Origin of the sequence: Rhodanobacter sp. DHG33 (assembly GCF_014843005.1) — a bacterium.
In the GTDB taxonomy this organism is placed as follows: domain Bacteria; phylum Pseudomonadota; class Gammaproteobacteria; order Xanthomonadales; family Rhodanobacteraceae; genus Rhodanobacter_A.
Window position 1 is genome coordinate 169,660 of the sequence record NZ_JACYXM010000001.1, and the last position, 25,743, is coordinate 195,402.

General features: G+C 67.7%; 22 protein-coding genes. 12 read left to right on the plus strand and 10 right to left on the minus strand.

Annotated elements, in window-relative coordinates; all coding sequences use genetic code 11:
• Nucleotides 1-2 precede the first annotated feature (2 nt).
• Nucleotides 3-2,171 carry a bifunctional (p)ppGpp synthetase/guanosine-3',5'-bis(diphosphate) 3'-pyrophosphohydrolase gene (locus IHE46_RS00765; RefSeq protein WP_192162575.1) on the minus strand — a complete coding sequence of 723 codons (2,169 nt, stop codon included), beginning with the start codon at nt 2,169-2,171 and terminating at the stop codon, nt 3-5.
• Nucleotides 2,172-2,298: 127 nt separating this feature from the next.
• A complete protein-coding gene (gene rpoZ / locus IHE46_RS00770) occupies nt 2,299-2,586 on the minus strand; it encodes a DNA-directed RNA polymerase subunit omega (RefSeq protein ID WP_192162576.1) in 288 nt (95 codons plus the stop codon).
• A gap of 214 nt (nt 2,587-2,800) precedes the next feature.
• Between rpoZ and IHE46_RS00775 the strand changes: the two genes are divergently transcribed.
• A complete protein-coding gene (locus tag IHE46_RS00775) occupies nt 2,801-3,661 on the plus strand; it encodes a VacJ family lipoprotein (RefSeq protein WP_192162577.1) in 861 nt (286 codons plus the stop codon).
• 64 nt (nt 3,662-3,725) lie between these two features.
• Here IHE46_RS00775 and IHE46_RS00780 read toward each other — a convergent pair whose 3' ends face one another.
• The 7 genes from IHE46_RS00780 to IHE46_RS00810 form a co-directional block, all read right to left on the minus strand.
• Complete coding sequence (locus IHE46_RS00780; RefSeq protein ID WP_225562702.1) at nt 3,726-4,007, minus strand: STAS domain-containing protein; 282 nt, start codon at nt 4,005-4,007, stop codon at nt 3,726-3,728.
• 10 nt (nt 4,008-4,017) lie between these two features.
• Complete coding sequence (locus IHE46_RS00785) at nt 4,018-4,698, minus strand: ABC transporter substrate-binding protein (protein WP_192162581.1); 681 nt, start codon at nt 4,696-4,698, stop codon at nt 4,018-4,020.
• A 32-nt stretch (nt 4,699-4,730) separates the two neighbouring features.
• Nucleotides 4,731-5,600 (minus strand): outer membrane lipid asymmetry maintenance protein MlaD, encoded by an 870-nt coding sequence (mlaD, locus tag IHE46_RS00790; protein ID WP_192162582.1) that lies wholly within the window; start codon nt 5,598-5,600, stop codon nt 4,731-4,733.
• A gap of 181 nt (nt 5,601-5,781) precedes the next feature.
• Nucleotides 5,782-6,555, minus strand: a complete 774-nt coding sequence (gene mlaE, locus IHE46_RS00795) for a lipid asymmetry maintenance ABC transporter permease subunit MlaE (RefSeq protein WP_192162584.1) — start codon at nt 6,553-6,555, stop codon at nt 5,782-5,784.
• Nucleotides 6,552-7,379, minus strand: a complete 828-nt coding sequence (locus IHE46_RS00800; protein WP_192162586.1) for an ABC transporter ATP-binding protein — start codon at nt 7,377-7,379, stop codon at nt 6,552-6,554. Before IHE46_RS00800 ends, mlaE begins: the two co-directional genes overlap by 4 nt.
• Nucleotides 7,380-7,426: 47 nt before the next feature.
• Nucleotides 7,427-8,050 (minus strand): guanylate kinase, encoded by a 624-nt coding sequence (gene gmk / locus IHE46_RS00805; protein ID WP_192162588.1) that lies wholly within the window; start codon nt 8,048-8,050, stop codon nt 7,427-7,429.
• Nucleotides 8,047-8,907, minus strand: a complete 861-nt coding sequence (locus IHE46_RS00810; RefSeq protein WP_192162589.1) for a YicC/YloC family endoribonuclease — start codon at nt 8,905-8,907, stop codon at nt 8,047-8,049. Before IHE46_RS00810 ends, gmk begins: the two co-directional genes overlap by 4 nt.
• A 70-nt stretch (nt 8,908-8,977) precedes the next feature.
• Here IHE46_RS00810 and rph point away from each other — a divergent pair, with 70 nt between their 5' ends.
• The 11 genes from rph (at nt 8,978) to IHE46_RS00865 (ending at nt 20,011) form a co-directional block, all read left to right on the plus strand.
• On the plus strand, nt 8,978-9,718 hold the full coding sequence (gene rph / locus IHE46_RS00815; RefSeq protein ID WP_192162590.1) for a ribonuclease PH: 741 nt from the start codon (nt 8,978-8,980) through the stop codon (nt 9,716-9,718).
• A 12-nt stretch (nt 9,719-9,730) separates the two neighbouring features.
• Nucleotides 9,731-10,120 carry a VOC family protein gene (locus IHE46_RS00820; protein WP_192162591.1) on the plus strand — a complete coding sequence of 130 codons (390 nt, stop codon included), beginning with the start codon at nt 9,731-9,733 and terminating at the stop codon, nt 10,118-10,120.
• Nucleotides 10,117-10,716: an RdgB/HAM1 family non-canonical purine NTP pyrophosphatase gene (gene rdgB / locus IHE46_RS00825; RefSeq protein WP_192162592.1), complete on the plus strand. Its 600-nt coding sequence runs from the start codon at nt 10,117-10,119 to the stop codon at nt 10,714-10,716. Before IHE46_RS00820 ends, rdgB begins: the two co-directional genes overlap by 4 nt.
• Nucleotides 10,713-11,879, plus strand: a complete 1,167-nt coding sequence (gene hemW / locus IHE46_RS00830) for a radical SAM family heme chaperone HemW (protein ID WP_192162593.1) — start codon at nt 10,713-10,715, stop codon at nt 11,877-11,879. The genes rdgB and hemW overlap by 4 nt, the downstream gene beginning before the upstream one ends.
• A 60-nt stretch (nt 11,880-11,939) precedes the next feature.
• Nucleotides 11,940-14,366, plus strand: coding sequence for a DUF1631 family protein (locus IHE46_RS00835; RefSeq protein ID WP_225562703.1), 2,427 nt, complete (start codon nt 11,940-11,942; stop codon nt 14,364-14,366).
• Nucleotides 14,363-14,692, plus strand: coding sequence for a PilZ domain-containing protein (locus IHE46_RS00840; RefSeq protein WP_192162594.1), 330 nt, complete (start codon nt 14,363-14,365; stop codon nt 14,690-14,692). The genes IHE46_RS00835 and IHE46_RS00840 overlap by 4 nt, the downstream gene beginning before the upstream one ends.
• 157 nt (nt 14,693-14,849) lie before the next feature.
• The gene (locus tag IHE46_RS00845; RefSeq protein WP_192162595.1) at nt 14,850-15,710 is read left to right on the plus strand and encodes a sulfite exporter TauE/SafE family protein; all 861 of its coding nucleotides are present in this window, start codon (nt 14,850-14,852) and stop codon (nt 15,708-15,710) included.
• Nucleotides 15,707-16,024: a DUF1634 domain-containing protein gene (locus IHE46_RS00850; protein ID WP_192162597.1), complete on the plus strand. Its 318-nt coding sequence runs from the start codon at nt 15,707-15,709 to the stop codon at nt 16,022-16,024. Before IHE46_RS00845 ends, IHE46_RS00850 begins: the two co-directional genes overlap by 4 nt.
• 83 nt (nt 16,025-16,107) lie before the next feature.
• A complete protein-coding gene (gene pepQ, locus IHE46_RS00855) occupies nt 16,108-17,427 on the plus strand; it encodes a Xaa-Pro dipeptidase (protein ID WP_192162598.1) in 1,320 nt (439 codons plus the stop codon).
• A gap of 71 nt (nt 17,428-17,498) precedes the next feature.
• Entirely contained in the window at nt 17,499-18,164 is a 666-nt protein-coding gene (locus tag IHE46_RS00860; protein ID WP_192162600.1) for a response regulator transcription factor, read from the plus strand.
• Entirely contained in the window at nt 18,164-20,011 is a 1,848-nt protein-coding gene (locus tag IHE46_RS00865; RefSeq protein WP_192162601.1) for an ATP-binding protein, read from the plus strand. The genes IHE46_RS00860 and IHE46_RS00865 overlap by 1 nt, the downstream gene beginning before the upstream one ends.
• Before the next feature lie 46 nt (nt 20,012-20,057).
• Here IHE46_RS00865 and IHE46_RS00870 read toward each other — a convergent pair whose 3' ends face one another.
• A complete protein-coding gene (locus tag IHE46_RS00870; protein WP_192162603.1) occupies nt 20,058-25,637 on the minus strand; it encodes an Ig-like domain-containing protein in 5,580 nt (1,859 codons plus the stop codon).
• Between the last annotated feature and the right edge of the window lie 106 nt (nt 25,638-25,743).

Consider the following 25,743-nt stretch of genomic DNA (forward strand, 5'->3'; position numbering starts at 1 on the left):
GGTCAAAGCGGATAGCGGTAGACACCGCTCACCACACCGGTACGGCGCACGCGGCGGATCACCTCGGCCAGGTGCTTGCGGTTCTTCACCTCGATGGCGAACAGCAACGTCGCAGCGGCGAGATCGCGCTCGACGTATTCCACGTTCTCGATGTTGGAATCGGCCGCCGCGATCGCCGCGGCAATGGTGGCGAGCACGCCGGGGCGATTGATGACTTCGATGCGCAGCTCGGCGCGGTAATCGCCCTGCACGTCGCGGTCCCATTCGATGTCCACGCAGCGTTCGGGCGACTTGCGCAGCTCGACCACGTTGGGGCATTCCTCGCGGTGCACCACGATGCCCTTGCCCGGCGACAGGTAACCGAAGATCGCGTCGCCCGGCAGCGGATGGCAGCAATTGGCGAAGCTGAGCACGCCGCGCTCGGCGCCGGTGATGTGGATCTTCTCGAGCACCATGCCGGCGCCGGGCGCCGCATCGTCGAACTGGCCGTCGCGCAGCGCCAGCAGATGGCGCGCCACCACGTCCGGCATGCGGTTGCCCAGGGCAATCTCGGCCAGCAGTTCTTCCAGGCGCTTGAGCCGCGCCTCGTGCAGGAAGCGGTCGAGCACGTCGGCGGGAATCGCATCCAGGCTGCTGCCGCGCGCGTCGAGCGCGCGATCGAGCATGCGGTGGCCGAAATCCACCGCATCCTCGTGCTGCAGATGCTTGAGGTATTGGCGGATCGCGGTGCGCGCCTTGCCGGTGACCACCGATTCCAGCCACGCCGGGTTCGGCACCGCCGACGGCGCGGTGATGATTTCCACCAGTTGGCCGGACTCCAGCCGCGTGCGCAGCGGCAGCAGCTTCTTGTCCACGCGCGCGGCCACCGCGTGGTCGCCCACGTCGGTGTGCACGGCGTAGGCGAAGTCCAGCGCAGTGGCGTTGCGCGGCAGGGCGAGGATGTCGCCGCGCGGAGTGAACAGGTAGACCTCGTCCGGGAACAGATCGATCTTGACGTTCTCGATGAACTCGTCCGACGACGCCGTGTTGACCTGACTGTCGGCCAGCGAGGACAACCACTCGCGTGCGCGCGCCTGCGCGCTGTTCGCGGGAGTGGAGTCGGTCTTGTAGGCCCAGTGCGCCGCCACGCCGCGTTCGGCCACCGAATCCATCTCAGTCGTGCGGATCTGCACCTCGATCGGCGCGCCGAACGGCCCCAGCAGCACGGTGTGCAGCGACTGGTAGCCGTTCGCCTTCGGGATCGCGATGAAATCCTTGAAACGCCGGTCCACCGGCTTGTACAGCCCGTGCACCACGCCCAGCGCCACGTAACAGTTCAGCGCACTCTCGACCACCACGCGAAAACCGTAGACGTCCATCAGCTGGGCGAAGCTCTTGTGCTCGCCGCGCATCTTCGAATAGATGCTCCACGGCGACTTGATGCGGCCGACCACGCGCGAGGGCAGATGCTCGGCAGCCAGCCGCTGCGACAGCGCGGCCTCGATCTTGCCCATGGCCTCGCGGCGGTTGCCCAGCGCGGCGCGGATGCGTTCACTGATGACGCGGTAACGATCGGGGTGCAGCGCGCGGAAACCGAGATCCTGCAGCTCGGCCTTGATTGCGTTCATGCCGAGGCGCTGGGCGATGGGCGCGTAGATCTCCAGCGTTTCGCGCGCGATGCGGCGGCGCGACGGCGCGTCCTTGGCGCCCAGCGTGCGCATGTTGTGCAGGCGGTCGGCCAGCTTGATGAGGATCACGCGCAGGTCGCGCGCCATTGCCAGCAGCATCTTGCGGAAGCTTTCCGCATCCGCCTCCTGGCGGCTGCCGAAGCGCATCTTGTCCAGCTTGGTGACGCCGTCCACCAGCTCGGCCACGGTCTCGCCGAACTCGGCGGCCAGCGCACTGCGGCTGAGCGCGGTGTCTTCCAGGGTGTCGTGCAGGATCGCCGCGATGATGGTCTCGGCGTCCATGCCCAGTTCGGCCAGGATGCCGGCCACGGCGACCGGGTGGGTGATGTAGGGCTCGCCGCTCTTGCGGGTCTGCCCTTCATGCGCCTGCGCGCCGACCTCGAACGCGCGCAGCACCCGCTGGACCTGCGGCTCCGGCAGATAGCCAAGCTGGTCTTTCAGGGCCAGCACGTAGGGCGGCAACGAGGCGGGATCGATGACGACTGGCGTGCTGGCGGCGGTCATGGGAGGACTCGCCGGAGGTATCGCGCCGACGGCGCGGTCATGCGGAAAAGCTGAAGGTGGCCGGCCGCGCGTGCAAGTGCATCGGTTGTCCCGATGCGGTGCATGCGCGGTCTACAGCCAGACTCCATCAATCGTCGCCGACCTTGAGGTCGTCATCGACCTCGGCGGCAGCCCATTCCAGCGCCTCGCGCTCGGCGCGCTCGCGCTCGGCCTTGTCGATCTCGTCGATGGTGGCCTGGTCGATGCGGCGGCCGGCGATTTCGCGCAGTGCAAGCACCGAAGGCTTGTCGTTGTTCGGGTTGACTGCCGGTTCGGCGCCCTTGGCGAGCTGACGGGCGCGCTTGGTCGCCATCAATACCAGCTCGAATCGGTTGTCGACCACCTCGAGGCAGTCTTCCACGGTAATGCGTGCCATGCCAAATCCTTAGGGAATAGAGACTTATACAGGATGACAGTTTAGAGCAGCCGGCCTTGGGCTGGCAACGCGATCCGTATCCGGTACTGCAACCTCGCCGCCTGCCGCGAAAGCGGAACGAAACGCGTGCAGGATATAAAACCAATCGGTACACTATTGCATCCCGACACTGCGCTACCAGCCACGCCCCCAATCTGGCCGCGACTTCATGCCCATGCCTTCCATGTTCCGACATTCCTTGCCGCGCCTCAGCCTGATGCTCCTCGTCATGGCGTTGCTGGCAGGCTGCGCGATCGCCCCGCCGCGCACCGACGACCCGCTGCAGAAGGTCAACCGCAAGGTCTACGCATTCAACGACACGCTGGACAAGGCGGTGCTGCGGCCCGCCGCCGTGGGCTATCGCAAGGTGACCACGCCCGGCATGCGGCGCTCGGTGGACAACTTCTTCACCAATATCGAACTGCCGGTGACGGTGGCCAACGACCTGCTGCAGGCGCGTCCCTCGCAGGCTCTGGGCAACACCGGACGCTTCTTCATCAACCTCACCGTCGGCGTGGGCGGCCTGTTCGATCCGGCCACCAAGCTGGGCCTGCCGCTGCAGACCACCGACTTCGGCATCACCCTCGCACGCTGGGGCATGCCCGATGGCGACTTCGTGATGCTGCCCCTGCTGGGGCCCAGCACCCTGCGCGACATGTGGCGCTACCCGGTGGACGGTTATTTCTTCGACCCGCTGAGCCTGGTCGCGAAGAACCACGGCTTCAACTTCGGCGAGTACTACCTGCCGCAGGTGCTGTACGTGGTGTCGATGCGTGCGCAGCTGATCGACGCGGAAGGCTTCCTGCAGACCGCCTACGACCCGTACGCTTTCATGCGCGACGCCTACCGCCAGCGCAGGCTGTATCTGCTGTACGACGGCAACCCGCCCGCTGCGGTGGTCGACAAGATGCAGGGCGTCGACCAGCAGGGCTTCGATCCCGACGAGTTGCTGGAGCAGCAGAAGCAATGGGAAAAGCAGCACGGCTCGTCGCAGCAGCCTGCCGCCACGCCGACGCAGCAGCCCGCGCAGAACTGAAACGCGTCACGCACACGAAAACGGGGCCGATCGGCCCCGTTTTCGTGTGCTGAATCGGCATCGCTCAGGCCAGCAGGGCTTCCACTCCGCTGACCTGCGCCAGCGTACGCAGACCCGCCGGCACATTCTGCAGGCTCACGGCCTGGCCGCGCTGGCGCGCCTCGGCCAGCACGGCCAACACACAGGCCAAGCCCGCGCTGTCGCAGTTGCGCACGCCAGCAAGATCGAGCCGCGAGCGGTCACCCGCGCGCAATGCGTCACCCAGCATCTGCAAGGCTGTGGTCGCGGTGGCAAAGCTCAACGCGCCGGACACGGCCAGCGTGCCCGGTGCGGTGCGATCCAGCATGAATGCGCCGTCAGCCGCCATTGCCCTTGCCACCATCCTGCTCCATCGACTTCAGCGCCTGGTCGCCCTGGGTCTGCAGGTTCTTAATGAGCTGGTCGAGGCCGACCTTGCGGACCTCCGCGTCGACCTGGTTGCGGTAGTTGGTGATGTAGGAAATGCCTTCGATCACCACGTCATAGGCCTTCCACTCGCCGCTGGCGGTCTTGCGGAACGCGAAGTCCACCGACACCGTCTTGCCGTCGCCGGTGGCCACCTGGGTGCGTACCACGCTGCGCTTGTCGTTGAGGTCGCCGGCGGCGGACGGCAGCACCTTCACCGCGCCCGAGGTGTAGTCGAGCAGGCCTTCGGCGTAGCGGCGGGTGATCGAGTTGTAGAACGCCTTGGCGAACTGCGAGCGCTGTTCTGGCGAGGCTTCGCGCGCATGCTGGCCGAGCACCAGGATCGCCGCGTAGTCGACGTCGAAGTGCGGCAGAAACACGCTGTTGATGACCCCGATCAGCTTGTCCCGGTTCTGCTTCAGCTCGGCCTTGTGGCCGGCCACGGCGCTATCGAGCTGCTGGGCGATGCTCTGCACCACCTGGGTCGGGGTCTGCTGGGCGGCGGGCTGCTGGGCCGCCTGCTGGGCGAAAGCCGGCGCGACGAATGCGCTGCCGAGAGCTACGGCAAGGGCGAGGGCGAGATGACGCATCATGCGGAAACTCCTTGGTCTGTTGCGCTGCCGGCTCAGTGTTTGCCGGCGGGGGAAGTCGGCGGGTTGGCGCCCTGCTTGCCGTCGCTGCTGCCGGAACCGTTGACCAGGAACTTGCCGATCAGGTCTTCCAGCTGCATCGCCGACTGCGTAAGGATCATCTCGTCGCCGTTCTTCAGCATGTCCGGCGAGCCGCCGGGCTGGATCGCAACGTACTGGCTGCCGATCAAACCGCTGGTGAACACCGCGGCGGCGGAATCGTCGGGGATCTGGTTGTAGCGGTTGTCGATGGCCAGCGTCACCAGCGCATCGAGCTTGGCCGGCTCGGCCTGCACCGACAGCACCTGGCCGATGGGCACGCCCGCCATCTTCACCGGCGAACCGGCCGACAGCGAACCCACATTGCTGAAGCGCGCGGTCACCATGTAGCTGCCGCCGATATTGTCCGCCGCGCCGCCGGCGCCGAAGAACTTGCCGAGCATCTCTTCCAGCGGCTCGCTGGAACGGGTCAGCGCCAGCTTGCCGCCATCGGCGACGTGGTCCTTCGAATGGCCGTACTCGATGCCCACGTACTGGTCGCCGAGCAGGCCGCTGGTGAAGATCGTGGCGACCGAGTCGGCGGGAATATCGGCATAGCGCTTGTCGATAGCCAGCTTCACGTCGGCCACCGACTTGCCCGGCTCCAACGCGATCGCCTGCACCTGGCCCACGCGCACGCCGGCGATCTTCACCGGGGCGCGCTCCTTTAGCTGGCCGATGTTCTCGAACTGTGCATCCACCGTGTAGCTGGCGCCCTGCTGGCGGTTCGCCACCGAACTGGTCTGGGTGGCGAGATAGGCCAGCGCGGCGAAGCCGAGCACGATGAACAAGCCGGTGCCGACGGCATAGGATTTTCTCTGGCTCACGGCGACATCCTCGAAAATTTGTTGGGGGCTCGAAAACCCGCCTTCCTGGCGGTTTTTCGAGTCGCCGAGCCCGGCGCATGTCCGAGCTGGGCTCCGCCGATCAAACACTGACGTGCTTGATCGCGGGCGGCACATCCATCTGCCGCGGGCACCACGATACGTTCACGTGTCGTCATGGCGGTCACATCAGGAAGGCGGTCAGCACGAAGTCCAGCGCCAGGATGGCGATGGACGAGGCGACCACGGTACGAGTGGTGGCGTAGGCCACGCCTTCGCTGGTGGGCGGCGCGGTATAGCCCTGGAACACCGCGATCAGCGCCACCACGGCGCCGAAGGCGAGGCTTTTCCAGACCACGCCACTGACGATGTCCTGCCACACATCCACGGTGGCGGTCATGTTCGACCAGAACGTGCCGTTGTCGATGCCCAGCCACGACACGCCCACCAGGTGGCCGCCGAACACAGCCAGCGCGCAGAACACGCAGCACAGCAGCGGCATCGCCACCAGTCCGGCGAGAAAGCGTGGTGCAGCCACGTAGGCCAGCGGATCGACCGCCATCAGCTCCATCGCGGAGATCTGGTCGGTCGCGCGCATCAAGCCGATCTCGGCGGTGATCGCGGTGCCGGCGCGTCCGGCGAACAGCAGCGCGGTGACCACCGGACCCAGTTCGCGATAGGTGGCGATGGCCACCACCGTACCGCTCATCGACGTGCTGCCGAACATCGACAGCACGTGGTAGAGCTGCAGCTCCAGCACCATGCCCACGAACAGGCCGCAGGTCATGATGATGATGAGGCTCATCGCGCCCACGAACCACAACTGGCGCACCGTCTCGCGCCCGTAACGCAGGCTGCGCGGGATCGCCGCGAGGATCTGCAGCAGGAACACCCCGCAATTGCCGATCTGGCCCAGCGCCTGCGTCACGATGTTGTCGCGTTCGATGCGTGCGTTCATGCGCCTCTCCGCGGAAAGCCCAGCGCCTCGGCGTAGTCGCCGGCCGGGTACTGGAACGGCACCGGGCCGTCCGCCTCGCCGCCGAAGAACTGCCGCGTCCACGGCGAACCGTCGTCGGCGATGGTCCTGGGATCGCCCTGCGCCACCACCTTGCCGTTGGCGATCAGGAAGATGTGGTCGGCCACCTGCTTGATCGCATCCAGCTCGTGCGCCACCAACACACTGGTGATACCCAGCGTCTCGTTGAGCGTGCGGATCAGCTTCAGCACCTGGTTCAGCGCGATCGGATCGAGGCCCACGAAAGGCTCGTCGTAGAGGATCAGCATCGGGTCGAACACGATGGCGCGCGCCAGCGCCACGCGCCGCGCCATGCCGCCGGAAAGCTCGCTGGGCATCAACCCTGCCGCGCCGCGCAGGCCTACCGCCTGCAACTTGGTCAGCACCAGGTTGCGGATCAGCACCTCGGGCAATTTCGTGTGCTGACGCAGCGGGAAGGCCACGTTCTCGAACACGTCGAAGTCGGTCAGCAGGGCCGAGTTCTGGAACAGGTAGCCGATCTTCTCGCGCAGCGCGTACAGCGCCTCGCGGCTCAGCTCCGGCACGTTCTGTCCATCGACCAGGATCTGCCCGGCATCGCCGTGCATCTGCCCGGTGATGTGCTTGAGCAGGGTGGTCTTGCCGGTACCGCTGGGGCCCATGATCGCGGTAACCTTGCCGCGCGGGATGTCCAGGTCCAGCGCGTCGAAGACCTTCTTGCCGTTGAGCACCGTGGTGAGGCCGCGGATGCGGATCAGCGTGTCGTCGGGAGGGGCGGCGGCATTCATAATCAGGCTACGTTAGCGGAGCGACGGAAAGCCGCCAAGCGGCGGCGTCAGGCCAGCAGCTCGGCGATCAGCGCCTCGTGCCGGCGGCATTGCAGCGCGCTGCGCAGGCGCACCGCGCGCACGATGGATTGCAGTTCGTCCAGCGCATCCTCGAAGCGGTCGTTGACGATGATGTAGTCGAACTCGTGCGCATGGGCGATCTCGCCGCGCGAATTGGCGAGGCGGCGCTCGATCACCTCCGGCGCATCCGATCCTCGACCGCGCAGGCGGCGCTCAAGTTCCACACGCGACGGCGGCAGGATGAACACGCTCACGCAATCCGGCTTGCTCCGGCGGATCTGCGCCGCGCCCTGCCAGTCGATCTCCAGCAGCACGTCGCGCCCCTGCGCAAGCAGGGCGTCCACCTTCTCGCGCGAGGTGCCGTACAGGTTGCCGTGCACCTCGGCGTGTTCGAGGAAGATGCCTTCGGCGATCTCGCGCTCGAACTCCGTGCGCTCGACGAAGTAGTAATGGCGCCCGTACTGCTCGCCCGGCCGCGGCGGCCGCGTGGTGTGCGAGATCGACAGCGAGATCGCCGGCTCGCGCTCCAGCAGCGCGTTGACCAGGGTGGACTTGCCGGCGCCCGAGGGCGCGGCGACCACGAACAGGGTGCTGGTGGCGGTCTCGCTCATTCGATGTTCTGCACCTGTTCGCGCATCTGCTCGATCAGCACCTTCAGCTCCACCGCGGCATTGGTGCTGCGCGCATCCACCGACTTGGAACCCAGCGTATTCGCCTCGCGGTTGAACTCCTGCATCAGGAAGTCGAGGCGGCGGCCCACCGGCTCCTTCAGGCCCAGTACGCGGCGCGTTTCGGCGATGTGGGTGGCGAGGCGGTCGAGCTCCTCGTCTACGTCGCTGCGGGTGATCTGCAGCACCAGCTCCTGCTCCAGGCGGCCGGGATCGGCCGGCTGCTTGAGGTCGGCCAGCCGTGCCTCCAGCCGGGCGCGCAGCGCGGTGCGGATTTCCGGCATCCACTCGCGCACCTGGGCCACGATGCGTTCGATCGCGTCCAGCCGCTCGCGCAGGATCTGCCCCAGCTTGGCGCCTTCGCGCTCGCGGGTGGCGGTCAATGCGTCCAGCGCGCGGTCGAGCACCTCGAACAGGGCGCTCTGCTGCGCTTCGGGGTCGGTCGCGTCCTGTTGCAGCACGCCCGGGAAACGCAGCAGTTCGGTGAACTGGACCTGCAGGCCGGGAAAGCGCGAAGCCAGATCCAGGTTCAGCTCGGAAAGCTGGTGCAGCAGCGCGTTGTTGACCTGCAGCGATTCGCGCTGCGCGTCGTTGCGGCTGCGCACCGTCACGTCCACCTTGCCCCGCGAGAGCTTCGCCGCGATGCGCTCGCGCAACGCGGATTCCAGGCTGCGCAGCTCGTCCGGCAGGCGCGGCGAGAGTTCCAGGTAGCGGTGGTTGACCGTGCGCAACTCGCAGCTCAATGCGCCGGAGGAGCCGCCGGATTCGGCGGAAGCGTAGGCGGTCATGCTGCGGATCATCGGCGGCCTGCGGACGGCGGGAAAGGCTGCAATGGTAAACTTTCCCGCCCAGCCTTGCCCAATCGCTCCCATGAACCAGTCACTCCCTTCAGGCAGCCGTCCCAGCGGTCGCGCCAGCGACCAGTTGCGCGCCGTCACCATCGAGCGCCGCTACACCCGGCATGCCGAAGGCTCGGTGCTGGTGAGCTTCGGCGACACCCGCGTGCTGTGCACCGCCAGCGTGGAGAGCAAGGTGCCCGGCTTCCTGCGCGGCAAGGGCGAAGGCTGGGTCACCGCCGAATACGGCATGCTGCCGCGCGCCACCCACACCCGCAGCGACCGCGAGGCCGCCCGCGGCAAGCAGGGCGGCCGCACGCTGGAAATCCAGCGCCTGATCGGCCGCAGCCTGCGCGCCTGCGTGAACCGCCAGGCCCTGGGCGAACGCGTGATCACGCTGGACTGCGACGTGCTGCAGGCCGACGGCGGCACGCGCACCGCGGCGATCACCGGCGCCTACGTGGCCCTGGTCGATGCGGTGAACGACCTGGTCCAGCGCGAGAACCTCAAGCGCAACCCGATCGTGGGCGCGGTGGCCGCCGTATCGGTGGGCATCTACAAGGGCGTGCCGGTGCTCGACCTCGACTACGCCGAGGACTCGGACTGCGACACCGACATGAACGTGGTGATGAACGACGGCGGCGGCTTCATCGAGGTGCAGGGCACCGCCGAAGGCCACGCCTTCCGCCGCGACGAGATGGACGCCCTGCTGGGCCTCGCCGAGAAAGGCATCGCCGAGCTGGTCGCCGCGCAACGCGCCGCGCTAGCGCTCTGAGCGTTCGCGCGCATGGCCCAGTACATCGCCAGCTTCGCGCTCGTCGTGGCGGATTACGACGAGGCGATCGCGTACTACACCCAGGTGCTCGGCTTCGAGCTGCGCGAGGATTCGCCGCGCGGAGACGGCAAGCGCTGGGTGCTGGTGGCACCGCCGGGCGCCACCACCAGCATCCTGCTGGCCAAGGCGGCGAATGACCTTCAGGCCACGCGCATCGGCGACCAGACCGGCGGCCGCGTGGGGTTCTTCCTGCATACCGACAACTTCGAGCGCGACTTCGCCGCGATGACATCGCGCGGCGTGCGTTTCGCCGAAGCCCCGCGCCACGAAGACTACGGCTCCGTTGCCGTCTTCGAGGATATCTACGGCAATCGTTGGGATCTGTTGCAACTGAAGCCATGAAATTCGTACTCGCCAGCAGCAACTCCGGCAAGCTCAAGGAATTCGGCGCCCTGCTCGCCGACAGCGGATTCGAAGTGGTGACGCAGGCCAGCCTCGGCGTCGACGATGCCGAGGAAACCGGCCTCACCTTCGTCGAAAACGCGCTGATCAAGGCGCGCCATGCCGCACGCGCCACCGGCCTGCCCGCATTGGCCGACGATTCCGGCCTGTGCGTGGATCATCTCGGCGGCGCGCCCGGCCTGTATTCGGCGCGCTACAGCGGCGGCCACGGCGATGCCGTGGCCAACAACGCCAAACTGCTGCACGCCCTGGAAGGCGTACCGGACCAACGGCGCGGCGCCTTCTTCATCGGCGTGCTGGTGCTGCTGCGCCACGCCGAAGATCCCGCCCCGCTGATTGCCGAGGGGCGCTGGTACGGCCGTATCCTGACCGAAGGGCGCGGCAGCGGCGGCTTCGGCTACAACCCGGTGTTCCTGCCGGACGGCTACACGCAGAGCGTGGCCGAGATGGACGACGCGCTGAAGAACCGGCTCAGCCACCGCGGCCAGGCGCTGGCCCTGCTGCGCGAACGGTTGCGCGAACAGCACTGGCCATGAGCCTCGCCGCACCGCCGTTGTCGCTGTACGTACACATGCCCTGGTGCGTGAAGAAGTGCCCGTACTGCGACTTCAATTCGCACGGCCTGCGCGGCGAACCGCCACCGTACGCGGCCTATGTCGACCTGCTGATGGCCGACCTCGACGCCGACTTGCGCGACTTCGGCGCGGCCGTCCAGGGTCGCGGAATCGTCAGCGTGTTTTTCGGCGGCGGCACGCCCAGCCTGTTCGCGCCGGAACTGGTCGCGCGCTTCCTCGACGGCGCGCGCGAGCGCCTGCCGTTCGCGGCCGACTGCGAAGTCACGCTGGAAACGAACCCCGGCACGGTCGAGCACGGCCGTTTCGACGGCTATCTCAAGGCCGGCGTCAACCGGCTCTCCTTCGGCATCCAGAGCTTCGACGACGACAAGCTGAAGCGCCTGGGCCGCATCCACTCCGCCGCCGAGGCCGAAGCCGCGGTGAAATCGGCGCAGGACGCCGGCTACACGAACTTCAACCTAGACCTGATGTACGCGCTGCCCACGCAGACGCTGGACGGCGCGCTGGCCGACGTGGAGCGCGCGGTCGCGCTGTCGCCCGCGCACATCTCGCACTACCAGCTCACGCTGGAGCCGAACACCGCCTTCGCCGCCAACCCGCCGCCGCTGCCCGACGACGACCACGCCTGGGCGATGCAGGAAGCCTGCGAGGCGCGCCTCGCAGAGGCCGGCTACGGCCAGTACGAAATCTCCGCCTACGCGCAGCCGGGCCGGCGCTGCACGCACAACCTCAACTACTGGCAGTTCGGCGACTACCTAGGCATCGGTGCCGGCGCGCACGGCAAACTCAGCGACGGAGCCGCGGGCAAGGTGCATCGCCGCTGGAAAACCCGCCATCCGCGCGCCTACATGGACGCCGCGGGCGGCGCCGCCCGCATCGGCGGGGACGGCATCGTGGCCGCAGACGAGCTGCCGTTCGAATACATGCTCAATGCGCTGCGCCTGATCGACGGCGTGCCGCTGGCGGATTTCGCCGCGCGCACGGGCCTGCCGGCCGAGAGCATCGCCGCCCCGCTGGCCGAGGCCCGCGGCCGCGGCTGGCTGGTCGAGGACGATCGCCGGCTGTGCACCACCCCGCTGGGGCAACGCTTCCTCAACGACGTGATCGCCAGCTTCCTGGGGTGAACTTGGCGCTCCCCGGGGAAGCGGCCTACACTGCTGCCGGGGAATCGAGGGAATCGCGTCATGGACGCTGACCATATGGAACGACGCACATCCGCCGCGGCAGGCTCGGCTGCACGTGCCCGCTGGCCTGCTCGCACGCAACGCCTGCTCAACGTCGTGGGCCCGCTGTGTGCGCAATGGCTGGAACCTGCGCTGCGGCAATGCCTGGACCGCTTCGACAAGGCGCTGTACCAGCTGGCCGAGCGTTCGCACAACCACCAAGAACAGCAACGCTGCTTCGACAGTCGCTCCCTGCTGCAGCTGCAGCAGGCGGCATTCATGCAGGCCTTCGCGGACCACCTGCGCAACGGCTTCACCTGCCTGGGACAGCTCAGCGAAGCCGCGGACGAGTTGCCTGCGCATCAGCCGCTGAGCCTGCTCGAGCGCGGCGAGCACGAGCTGACCACGTCGCTGGACAAGCTCGCCGCGCGCGGCGAAGCGCACCATGGCCGGCTGCTGACCGAGCTTTCCTACCGCTTTGCCGTGCTGGTCGGCGCCGCACCGCTGGAAGGGCCTGCACTGCCGATCGGGCCCGCCGGCCTCGTCGGGGCTTTGCGGGACGGCATCGCCACCATGGAAACCCTGCCACCGGAACATCGCCTGCTGCTGCTCCAAAGCTTCGAACAGACGGTGCTGATGCCGGCAGGTCCGCTCTACGCGACCGTCAACGCCCAGTTGCAGGACGATGGCCTGCTGCCGCAGCTGCGCCCCTACGCGCCGCCGCGCACGGTTTCCGCCGCGCGCATCGTGCCGGCGAACGATGCCCCTCCCGCCGCCCAGCCGCAGGCGCATGAAGCCGCCGGCACGGCGCAGGCGCCGATCACCGTGCTGGAAACCCTGCGCGACCTGCTCGCCCAGCGCCGCACCGGTGCGGGTGGCGTCGTCGCCGGGCAACCCGCCACTCCGGAAGAACTGCAGACCGCGTTGGACGCCCTGCAGCAGCACCTGGCCCAGGTCACCGACCAGGCCAGCCGCGAGTTGCGCAGCGCCCAGCGCCTGCGCGAGGAACTGCTGCTGCAGCTCAATGCCGGCAAGCCGGCCGGCGCCGCGCCCACCCGGCTCAGCGCCGAGCAGGACGACACGGTGGAACTGGTGGCGATGCTGTTCGAGCAGATCGGCAAGCAGATGCACGAAGGCCCGCACGCACGCTCCGTGCTCGACGAGCTGCAGCTGCCGATGCTGCGCCTCGCCGTCGCCGACCAGGACTTCTTCGACCAGCACGAACATCCCGCACGCCGCCTGCTGGGTGTGGTGGCCGATGCCGCCAACGACTGGCTGGACGGTCCGGATGGCGACGCCGACCGGCAGCTCACCGCACGCCTCAACCAATTGGTGGATCGCGCCCGGCGCGAGCCGCCCAGCGCCGGCCTCTATACCAGCCTGCTGGCGGACATCGAGCACCATCTCGAACAGCTCAACCGCCGCGCACAGGCCGCCGAACGGCGCCACGTCGAGGCCATGCAGGGCCGCGAACGCCTGGAGCTGGCGCGCCAGCGCGCCAACGAACTGCTGGCCAGCCGCTACGCCACCAACCCGCCGCGCGGCCTGCTGCGTGCCCTGCTCGACCGCGCCTGGGCCGACGTGCTGGCACTCGCCGTCTTGCAGCACGGCGAGGACAGCCCGGTCTTCGCGCAGCGCGTGCGCGTCACCGACCAGTTGCTGGGTCGCCTGCCGGTGGACGATGCCGACCTGCTGCGCCGCGAAGTACAGGCCGGGCTGCAGCAAATCGGCATGCACGCCGAAGAGGCCGGCCAGGTTGCGCTGCGCCTGGTCGACGACGAGTTCGTCGAACCGCCCCCCGCCGCCAGAGCGCCGCAGGCCGCCCCGCCGCCGGCAGTGACCGAACCGGTCGCTGCGCCTCCGGTACGCGAACCCGGTGCCACACCCGCTGCGCTCGCAGCCACCGTGATGGCACCGGTTGCGCCACCTGCGCCTGCGCCAGCCGCAGCCGCGCCGGCATCCGCTCCGCCGGCGTCGGTTGCGCCGGCCGCGACGACATCCGACCTGCCCAGCGCGACCGATCTCGCGTTGCGCCTGAAACAGCGTCAGCGGCTGGGCGAATCGCAGCACGCGAAAGCGGCGCCGACGCCCCACAGCGAAGCGCCGCTCGGACCGCAGGAAGCGCGCATCCACAACCGCCTGCGCCAGTTGCCCTACGGCAGCTGGTTCGAATTCGCCGACCCCGCCACGGGTGAAATCAGCCAGCGCAAACTGGCCTGGTTCTCGCCCGTCACCGGCAACAGCCTGTTCGTCACCCGCCGCGGCCAGCGCGGAGAAGAAATGAACCTGCGCGAGCTGGCCCGTGCCATGTCCAGCGGCCGGGTGCGCGAACTGTCGCCGCAGCGCGACGGCCTGCTCGACCGCGCGTGGCAAGCGCTTACCGGCACCCTGCAGCACGGCGCCAAGGCGCCTTCGGATCGACAGCCCCTGCCCCGAGGTTTCCCATGAACACCGCCGACCAGCGCCGCGCGCCGCGCAAGGCCGTCGATGGCGGCATCACGGCCTTCGACACCGTCGCCGAACAGCCGTTCGGCAACCTCTGCAACCTTTCCAGCAGCGGCCTGCTGCTGATCGGCGGACGCGCGCCGCGCAGCGAGGGCATCTACCAGGTGCGGCTGCCGTTGCCGGATGCCAGCGGAAACATCGAGGTCGGCCTGCAGGAACAGTGGCACGAACCCGCCGCCAGCCGCGGACAGTACTGGGCCGGCTATCGCATCATCGCGATCAGCCACGCTCACGGCGAACTGCTGGAGCGCTGGTTGCGACGGCATTGATACGGCGCTGAAAAGCAAGCCGAAAGCACCGGCGTACGCACCGCGATTCAGCCGTGGGCCCAGGGGGTAGACCTATCATTGCGGATCGGTCCATCGGGCCGGTTTCCACACGATTGTCCGGGCGCCCGGACACCGGGACGCCATCGGAACCTGCGACTTGGAAATCTCCACCCTTGCCTGGCTGTTCGTCGCAGCCTTCGGCGCCAGCGCCCTGGGCGGCGTGCTCGGCATGGCCAGCGGCATTTTCATCGTGCCGTTGCTCACCCAGCTTTTCCGCGTGGACATCCACGTGGCCATCGGCGCGAGCATCGTCTCGGTGATCGCCTGCTCCTGCGGCAGCGCCGCGCAGTTCCTGAAAGGGCGCCTGACCAATATCCGTCTCGCCGTGGTGCTGGAAACGGCCACCACGCTGGGCGCGCTGTGCGGCGTGTTCCTGATGGGCGTCGTCTCGACGGCCTTCCTCTACGGGCTGTTCGCGCTGATCCTCGCGGTTTCGGCGCGGCAGATGCTCGCGCGGCGCGGCGACGCGGCCCATGCGCAGGAACCCGACGCGACGAGCTTGGCGACGAGGCTTCGGCTGCATTCGAGTTTCCTCGACCGCACGCTGGGCCGCGAGGTGGCTTATCGCGTCGGCAACGTGCCGCTGGGCCTGTCGCTGATGTACGGCGCGGGCCTGATCTCGGCCCTGCTCGGCATCGGCTCCGGCGTGCTGAAGATCCCGGCGATGGACACCGCGCTGCGCCTGCCCATCAAGGTGTCGTCCGCCACCTCCAACTTCATGATTGGCGTGACGGCGTCGGCCAGCGCGGGCGCGTATTTCATGCGCGGCGACATCGACATCGATATCGCCGCGCCCGTCGCGCTGGGCTCGGTGGTCGGTGCGTTGGCGGGCGCGCGCCTGCTGATGTGGCTACCCGCCGACAAGCTGCGCGTCTTCTTCGTGACCGTGCTCGCTCTGCTGGCGGTGCTGATGCTGATGAGCGCCTTCGGCTTCCACATCCTCGGAGGTGGCGGATGAACCCGCGGGCAAGCGACGACCAGCGGCGCGAACGGCTTGTCGCGCGACTGCTCTGGCTGGGCACTTGGATCGCATCGGCGATCATCGCCGTCGGCCTGGCGCTCCGCGCCATGCAGCACGTTGGTCACGCTTTTCCTCACGGACCGGACGGCCTTGCCGTGATGAAGGCAGGCGTGGCGCTTTTCATCGCGCTGCCCGTGGGGCGCGTGGCGCTGATGCTGTTCACCTTCTTGCGCGAGAAGGATGTCGTCTATGCGCTGATCGCCGGGCTTGTCCTCGCGATCATCGCGGCCGGGGTGCTGGCGGCGCTGTAAAAATCCGCCCGAGGACTGCAGGCGCGTCGCGATGAAGTCGCGGCATTACACTCGCAGGCTGCCATCCCCGCTCCGGAACCCGCATGAACGCGCCGCTCGCCCCGCTCTATTCCGCGCACCTCGCCACCTTGCGTACGCACGCCGACCAGGCGCTGGCGCTGGGAGGCTTCGACCACTTGCTGATCGCCGCCGGGACGCCGCCGGGCAAGTTCCTGGATGACCAGGATTACCCCTTTGTCGCCAGCCCGCATTTCAAGCACTGGCTGCCGCTCACCGATGCGCCGGGCAGCTGGATCGCCTACACGCCGGGCGCGAAGCCGAAGCTGATCTTCGTGCAGCCGCGCGACTACTGGCACGTGGTGCCGCAGGCGCCGCACGGCTACTGGGTGGAGCACTTCGACATCGTCACCGTGCGCAGCGCGCAGGAGGCCGCGGCGCAGTTGCCCAAGGGCCGCAGTGCGGTCATCGCGCCGGCCTGCCCCGCCATCGACGGCGTGACGGTCAACAACCCGCATGCCGTGCTCGACTTCCTGCACTGGCATCGCTCGTTCAAGACGCCCTACGAACTGGAGCTGATGCGCCATGCCAGCCGTATCGGCGTGCGTGCGCATCGCGCGGCGGAGGACGCGTTCCGCGCGGGCGAGAGCGAGTTCGGCATCCATCTCGCCTATCTCGAAGCTGCGCGGCAGATCGATGCTGAACTGCCGTACGCCAGCATCGTCGGCCTCAACGAACACGGCGCGGTGCTGCACTACATGCACTTCGACCGCACGCCGCCGGCCGAGCACCGCTCCTTCCTGATCGACGCCGGCGCCAGCTGCGCCGGCTACGCCAGCGACATCACGCGTACGTATGCCGCCGCCGGCCACGGCGAATTCCAGGCGCTGATCGACAGCATGGACACCGCGCAGCAAGACTTCGTGGCGAAGGTCCGCGCGGGGCAGAGCTATCCCGAACTGCACCTGTACGCCCACCACGTGATCGCCGGCGTGCTGCGCGAGCACGGCTTCATCCGCATGAGCGCGGAAAGCGCGGTGGAATCCGGAGTCACCAGCGCGTTCTTCCCGCATGGCCTCGGCCATTCCATCGGCCTGCAGGTGCACGACGTGGCCGGCTTCCAGCCGGACGCGCGCGGCGGCAGCATCCCGCGTCCCGCCGGCCATCCCTACCTGCGCATGACCCGCGCGCTGGAGCCGGGCATGGTGGTGACCATCGAGCCGGGCCTGTACTTCATCGACATGCTGCTGGCCGAACTGCGCGACAAGCCCGCTGCCGCCGACGTCGACTGGGCCAGGGTGGATGCCTTCCGTCCCTACGGCGGCATCCGCATCGAGGACGACGTGGCGTGCACCGAAGGCGCGCCGGAGAACCTCACGCGCGACGCGTTCGCACAGGCGGATTGACCCATCCGTCGCAGGAAGTTGTCCGGCAATCCCTGCATAATCTCTCCGGTCCATTCGGGGTAGATGCAGGCATGGGGGACAACGGGGGCATCGCACTGGATCCGGCGCTGATCGTCGAAGACAACGCCGCCACGCAGCAGCGTCTCGCGCGCCTGCTGGAGCGGGTCCTCGGCGACGGGCTGCGCATCGCCGCCGCCGGCAGCATCGCCGCGGCGCGGGCGCACATCGTGCAGCAGGCGCCGGCGCTGGCCCTGATCGACATCGGCCTGCCGGACGGCAGCGGCATCGAGCTGATCGGCTGGCTGCACGCCCATCATCCGCAGACGGCGACGGTGGTGATCTCGGCCTGGGGCGCCGAGGACACCGTGCTGGCGGCGCTGCGTGCCGGCGCCATCGGCTACCTGCTGAAGGAACGCGAGGATGCCGAGCTGGAGTTCGCGCTGCAAAGCATCCGCCGCGGCGGCTCGCCCATCGACCCCTTCGTGGCGCGGCGCATCCTTACTTTGCTGCCCTCCGCATCGGTCCAGGCCGTGCACGCCGACGATGCGCTGACCGAGCGCGAGACCGAAATCCTCGAACTGGTTTCGCGCGGCCACAGCAACCGCGAGATCGCGGAACAGCTGTCGCTTTCGCGCTTCACCATCGAGGGCTACACCAAGGCGATCTACCGCAAGCTGGCGGTGCGCTCGCGCACGGCTGCCGTATTCGAGGCGAAGTCCCGGGGATTGCTGCGCTGATGGCACGCCTGCGCGTCGTCGTGCTGCTCGGCTTGCTGGCGGCGTTGACCGCCTGCGCGCGGCATGCGCATGAGCGGACGGAAGCGACGCATCCCGTCCTCACGCTGACGCAGGCCGAAGCCGTGCGCTCCGACTGGAACGCCGCCGCGCCCCCGGCCACGGGCTGGGTGCCGGTGAAGCTGATGGATTACTGGGACAAGCGCTGGCCCCGGCATGACGGCGTCGTGTGGTACCGGCTGCACTGGAACCAGACCGACGCGAATGCACCCGTCGGTATATTGCTGGACTACGTCTGCATGGCCGACGAGGTCTGGGTCAACGGCAGCCTGCTCTACCGCGATACGCATCTGGTCGAACCGCTGTCGCGGAGCTGGATCGTGCCGCAGCACTTCATGCTCGACCGGCCGCTGTTGCGCGCGGGCGAGAACACGCTGCTGGTGCGCGCCTCGGGCCTGGCCGCCTACCAGCCCGGCCTCGGCACGGTCAGCATCGGCGCCCCCGCGACGATACGCGCCAGCTACGAGCAGGCGATGTTCTGGCGCTTCAACATTCACCTGTTCAACTTCGCGCTGAGCACGGTGCTTGGCGTGCTGTTCCTGATGTTCTGGCTGCTGCGTCGGCGGGAGACGGTGTTCGGCTGGTACGCCCTCACCACCCTGTTCGGCGCCGCCTACGACTGGAACTTCGTGGCCTCGAGCACGTGGCCGTTGGCGAGCACGGATGCGTGGGAAGGCATGAACGCCGCCATGTTCCTGGCCTCGGCGACTACGTTCTGCGTGTTCCTGCTGCGGTTCTGCGAACTGCGCTGGCGGCGGACGGAAGCCGCGCTGCTGGCGGCCACGGTGGCGGCGCTGCTGATGGCGCTGTTCGCGCCGCATGCCATGGGAGTGTGGCGCAACGTCTGGATCGTCCCCACGATCGCGCTCGACTATGTGGCCATCCTGGCCTTCCAGTGGCATGCAGTGCGCACGCCGCGTGCCGACCTGCGGGTGATGGCCGCCTGCCTGGCGGTGCCCGTGCTGGTCTCGCTGATCGACCTGCTGGTCTTTTTCGAAATACTCCCCGCCGGCAACAACAACCTGGGCGCGGTCACCTCGCCGCTCACCCTGGTCGGCATGGGTTTCGCCGTCGCCTGGCGCTTCTCCGCCGCGATGCGCCGCGTCGAAGGATTCAACATCGAGCTGCGCCACGAGGTGGAGGTGGCCACTGCGCAACTTTCCGACACTCTCTCGCGCGAACACACCCTGGCGCTCGCCAATACCCGCATCGGCGAACGCCTGAACCTGGTGCGCGACCTGCACGACGGCTTCGGCGGCAGCCTGCTCGGCGCCATCACCACGCTGGAGCAGTCGCCGCCCTCGCCGGAAACGACACGCACCGTCGCCACGCTGAAGGAACTGCGCGACGATCTGCGCCTGGTGATCGACACCACCACCCACGAGCAGGACACCGACCTCGCCGGCCTGCTGGCGCCGTTGCGCCACCGCTGGAGCCAGCGGCTGGAAGCCGCAGGCATCGACAGCCGCTGGCAGCTCGACGATCTGGACGACTGCCGCCTGGGTGCCATGCGCAGTCTGGACCTGTTGCGTTTCCTGCAGGAAGCGCTGACCAACGTGCTCAAGCACAGCGGTGCCAGCAAGGTTCACGTGGACGTGCAACGCAGCGGCGATCATCTGCGCGCCGGAGTCCGCGACGATGGCCGCGGTTTCGACCCCGCCAACCACGGCTCGCGCGGCGCGGGCCTCGCCAGCATGCAGAGCCGCGCGGCGCGGCTGGGTGGACGACTCGAACTCCTCGCCATTCCAGGAAGCGGCGCCAGCGTCGGCCTGGACATGCTGCTGCCGTGAATCCCGCCATGCCGGCGACTGCCGGCATGGCGGCCCGGCCTTCCCCCTAGAACTGCTTGCTCAAACCCAGCCGTATCATCTGGTCGTGCGCATGCGGCTGCGTCAGGTATTCGTAGTCGGTGGTCAACCGCAGGTCGCGCGGCAGCTGCAGATCGAGCCCCAGGCCAAGCTGCACGCTGGTGCCGTTGGCCGCGTAAGGATTGGTCAGCACGTTCCACGATCCGGCCGACGGAATGAAGGCGTAACTCAGATTGGTGTCGCTGGTGCCCTGGAAATCGTGGCCGACCTCCAGTCGCGCACGCGGCGCCAACACGCCCCAGTCCATGGAGAACTGCTCGCCGACACGCAGGCCCAGCACCGCCAGTGAAGTGCGCACTGTCTGGCGGCCGTAGCTCAATGCCGCCGTGGCCGCCCCCTGTTCGGAGAATCCGTTGAGTTCGGACAACGACTGCTCCAGCCGCAGGTAAGGCGACCACAGCAACCCGCCCTGGTTGTGGTACTCGTAACCTGCGGTGAGCGAGCCGAACCACTCGCTGCCGGTACGCCGGCCGGTGAGGAAACTACCGCTGTCAGCGTCGTAACGACGGCTGTCGAAACTCAGGCCGCCACCACCCAGCACGGCATCGATGTAGACCTGCGGCGCCGGCTGGTAGCTGCCATACATCGCCGCGCTGTACCCCTGCGCGATGCTGCGCGTGCCGTCATTGGCGATGTCGGCATTGTCGTGGTTGTAGCCCAGGCTGAAGCCGAACAGGGCGTGCTGGCTGATCCGCTGATCCACGCCAAGGTTCACCGCGATGTCGTTCGAGTCGAAACCCGCTGCCTGCCGATAGGCCTCGAAGGTACCGAAGTTGGCGGTACCGGCGATCCAGAAGCCCAGCCCTGCCGGCCCCTTGAGCGGAGCGGCCGCCGACTGTGCCGCATTGCCTGTCGTGACCTCCGGCCCCATCGCGGCGGAAGGCCCACCGCCCGCCGCACTCAGGCCTGGCTGGAGCAGCGTACCGAACCCGTTCCCGGACAGGTTGCGGTCCGGGCCGATCGGTCCGCCGCTTCCCGGCTGGCTGTTAGCCATCGCCGGATCGCCCTGCCGTGGGGCCTGCAGCGCCTGACCATCCACGCTGATCGACAGCGTATTGCTGAATAGTGCCGTGCCACCGCCATCGTGCAGGTTCTCGAGGCGCCCATCGATGTTGTCCAGCTGGCTTTGCGCAAAACGCTGCGCCTGCTCGGCCTGCGCGTTGACCAGGCCGAGTACATCCGGGTTCTTCGAGGGATCGGGCTGACTGCTCACCAGCACCAGCACATCGATCGTCACCTGATGCCCCGAGGCCGTGGTCAGTACCACGCTGATCTGGGCCAGACCACGGAACGCCTGGGCCGGCGTGAAGGTCAGCGTGGCCGGCTGGCTCAGCGCAACCTGGCCCGCATCGCCCGGAGAAAGGCCGATCAGGGCCGAGGACACATAGGTATCCGGCACGATCTGGGCCAGGTTCAACGTCACGGCGACTCCCGGCGCGGTGGTCGCCGTCTTGGTGCCCGTGGCCGCACCAGCGCGACCGGCAGCCGTGACCGTCACCGTGATGGTGGCTGGCGCCGAACTGCCGAAGTGGTTGGCGACGCGATAAGTGAAAGTGTCGCTGCCAATGAAACCGGCCGCCGGCGTATAGGTGATCTGGCCGCCGCTTGCGCTGGCGCTGCCGTGTGACGGAGCGCTGGCCACGTTCACGCCGGTGAACGGTTGCACGCCGGTCGCGCCAACGGTGGCATCGATCAGCACTGGCGTGCCCGTGGTGGTGGACACGCTGATGGCCTGGGCCGCCGGTACGCTCAGCGGCGTCACCGTCATCGTCACCGTGGCCGGCGCGGACGTACCGCCCGGATTTGTCGCCGTGTAGGTGAAGCTGTCGGTGCCGCCGTAGAACGTCGACGACGGCGTGTACGTCACCATCTCGCCCGACACACTCACCGTGCCATGTGCGGGTGCCGTGCCGATCGTCACCGCCGTGATGTCGATGCCAGTGATCGCACCGGAGAGATTGATGCTCGCCGCCGTGTTGTACGGCGTCGTCACCGTCTTGGCCGCTACCGTCGGTGCTGCCGGCGTACCCACGGTCACAGTCACCGTGGCTGGAGCCGAGGTGCCGCCCGGATTCGTCGCGGTATACGTGAAGCTGTCGGTACCACCGTAGAACGTCGACGACGGCATGTACGTCACCGTCTCACCCGAAACGCTCACCGTACCGTGCGCGGGCGCCGTGCCGATCGTCACCGCCGTGATGTCGATGCCAGTGATCGCGCTGGCGAGATTGATGCTCGCCATTGTGTTGTACGACGTCGTGACCGCCTTGGCCACTACCGTCGGCGCTGCCGGCGTACCCACGGTCACTGTCACCGTGGCCGGAGCCGAGGTGCCGCCTGGATTTGTCGCCGTGTAGGTGAAACTGTCGGTACCACCGTAGAACATCGACGACGGCGTGTACGTCACCGTCTCGCCCGACACGCTCACCGTGCCGTGCGCGGGCGGCGTGCCGATCGTGACCGCCGTGATGTCGATGCCAGTGATCGCGCTGGTGAGGTTGATGCTTGCCACTGTGTTGTACGGCGTCGTCACCGCTTTGCTCGCTACCGTCGGTGCCGCCGGTGCACCCACCGTGATCGTCACCGTGGCCGGCGCGGACGTGCCGCCCGGATTTGTCGCCGTATAAGTGAAGCTGTCGGTGCCGCCATAGAACGTCGACGATGGCGTGTAAGTTACCGTCTCGCCCGACACGTTCACCGTGCCGTGTGCGGGCGACGTGCCGATCGTCACCGTCGTGATGTCGATGCCGGTGATCGCACTGGCAAGGTTGATGCTCGCCGCCATGTTGTATGTCGTCGTCACCGTCTTGGCCGCCACCGTCGGCGCTGCCGGTGCGCCTACCGTGATCGTCACCGTGGCTGAAACCGAGGTGCCGCCCGGGTTCGTCGCCGTGTAGCTGAAGCTGTCGGTGCCACCATAGAACGTCGACGACGGCGTGTACGTCACGGTCTCGCCCGACACATTCACCGTGCCGTGCGTGGGCGACGTGCCGACCGTCACCGCCGTGATGTCGACGCCGGCGATCGCACTGGCGAGGTTGATGCTCGCCGCCGTGTTGTACGGCGTCGTCACCGCCTTGGCCGCTGCCGTCGGCGCCGCCGGCGTACCCACGGTCAGAGTCACCGTGGCCGGAGCCGAGGTGCCGCCTGGATTCGTCGCGGTATACGTGAAACTGTCGGTGCCGCCGTAGAACGTCGACGACGGCGTATATGTCACCGTCTCGCCCGACACGCTCACCGTGCCGTGTGTCGGTGCCGTGCCGACCGTCACCGCCGTGATGTCGACGCCGGCGATCGCACTGGCGAGGTTGATGCTCGCCGCCGTGTTGTAGCTGGCACTCGCACTGACATTGCTGGCGGTGGGTGCCGGCGGATTGCTGATCGTCACGGCCAACGTCACCTGTGGTGCGGCCAGGTGGCTGCCGTCGCCGGCCTGATTGGCCGTCACCGTGCAGGTGCCGGCCGAGAGCGTCGTCACCGTGCCGCCCTGTATCGAACACACCGCCCCCGAAGACCCGCCGAGGGCGAACACCAGCGGGCTGCTCGAACCGGTGCCGGTGGCGGATACGGTAAAAGTGCCGTTCGGCCTGTACACCGGCGCCGCCGGGGTAGCGACAAAATTCGTGATCGTGCCCGCGGCCTTGGGGATGACGCTGTTGGATGCAACAGACGCCATGCCGGAACCGGCCGAATTGGTTGCTGTCACCGTAAAGGTATAGGCGGTGCCATTGGTGAGCCCCGTCACCGCACAGGGCGAGCCAGCGCAAACACTGGTGAGGCCGCCCGGACTGCTGGTGGCGACATATTGAGTGATCGCCGCACCGCCGTTGGAGGTCGGCGCAGTGAAGGTCACCGTTGCCTGGGCAGCCCCTGCGGTCGCCGTGCCGATGGTGGGCTCGCCGGGCACCACCGCCGCGATTGCAAACGTCTGGCTCACTTGCGCGGCGGCAAGGTAAGCGCCGTTGCCGGCCTGGTTGGCGTTGATGGTGCAGGATCCCGGCGTCACGACGGTCAGCACGCCGCCGCTGGTGACGGTGCAGACCGCAGTCGTGCTGGATGTGAACGTCACCGGCAACCCGGATGTCGCCGAGGCCGTCAGTGTGGGCGTGGTGCCGAAATTCTGCGTACCCGGATTGGCATAGGTGATGGTCTGCGCCGCTTCCGGCGTCACGGCATTCGATGCAGCGGATGCGGAGCCAGTGCCGACGCCGTTGGTCGCCGTCACCGTGAAAGTGTACGAGGTGCCGTTGACCAGTCCGGTCACGGTGCATGGCGACGATGCGCATGTTCCGACATTTCCGCCAGGGCTGCTGGTGGCGGTGTAGCTGGTGATCGGCGAACCGCCCGAAGAGAGCGGCACAGTGAAAGTCACCGTTGCCTGGGCGGGCCCTGCGGACGCTGTTCCTATGGCGGGCTCGCCCGGTACGACGCCGTTGACGGTGAACGATTGGCTCACCTGCGGTGCAGCTGTGTAGTTGGTATTGCCGGCCTGGTTGGCATTGACGGTGCAAGTGCCGGCCGTGATGAAAGTGAGCGTTCCGTTGCTGGCGGCCGTGCACACCGCCGTCGTGCTCGACGTGAAGGTCACCGGAAGGTTGGAAGTGGCCGTGGCCGTCAGCGTGGGCGTGGTGCCGAAATTCTGCGCACCGGGATTGGCAAACGTGATCGTCTGCGTCGCCTGGCCCACCGTGATGGATACCAACGCCGCGGACGACGTACCGGCACGGTTCTTGGCCGCATACGTGAAGCTGTCGCTGCCGACGTAGCCAGCCGTGGGCGTATAGGTTATCGACGTGCCGCTGGACCTGGCCACGCCATGGGCAGCGGCCTGTATCACGCCCACCGAATCGGGGGTGCCGTTGACGCTGAGGCCGATGGCGTTGTTGCTGCTGTCATAGCCCACCGTGGCACTGACCGCATTGACCGTCGGCGGAGTGAAGGTGTAGTTGCCGGCCGTATAGGTTCCGGCATCCGTGGTCACGGTGACGGCCACGGTACCCGTGCCATCGGGCACCGTGGCCGTCACGGTCGCTGTGTTGCCATAGGCTGGCATGCTGAAACCGGTTGCAGCGATACCGCCGAACCTCACCGCGCTGGTGCCCCACAAGCCCGAGCCCGTCACGGTGATCGTGCTGCCGAACCCGCCGCTGGACGGACTGAGACTCAGCCCCGAGGCGCCGACCGATTGGCATGAAATGCTGTAGGTGATCGGACTATTGGTGCCGTTACTGAGGTTGTCAGCCCCGGCTCCCGAGGCAGACTCGGTGCCGGTGACCGTTCCACCGCTGTCCTGCATGTTCAGAAAGGAACCGTCGTAATAAGCGTATCCCGAGGTCGTGAGGGTCACCCGGTCGCCCTGGTTGACCAGTTGGCTGTTACTGAGAAGCTGTACATATCCGTATGCCTGGATGGTGCCGGACAACCCATTCAGGGCCACGCAGCCGGGCGACGCCTTCGCCAACCCAGGCAACCCGAACGCGCTGGCAAGCGCCAGGCATGCCAACCCGAACCACGGCCGCGGTTTTGCGCCACTGCGCTTCGTGTTCACGCCCCTGCCCCCCAAGATATCTGTGCTGCACATGGTGGTCTGTGCAAATGCAGGGCGTCATCCCCGAAATCAGGGGTATTTCACGTTGCGTGAGTGCTCAGCCTCG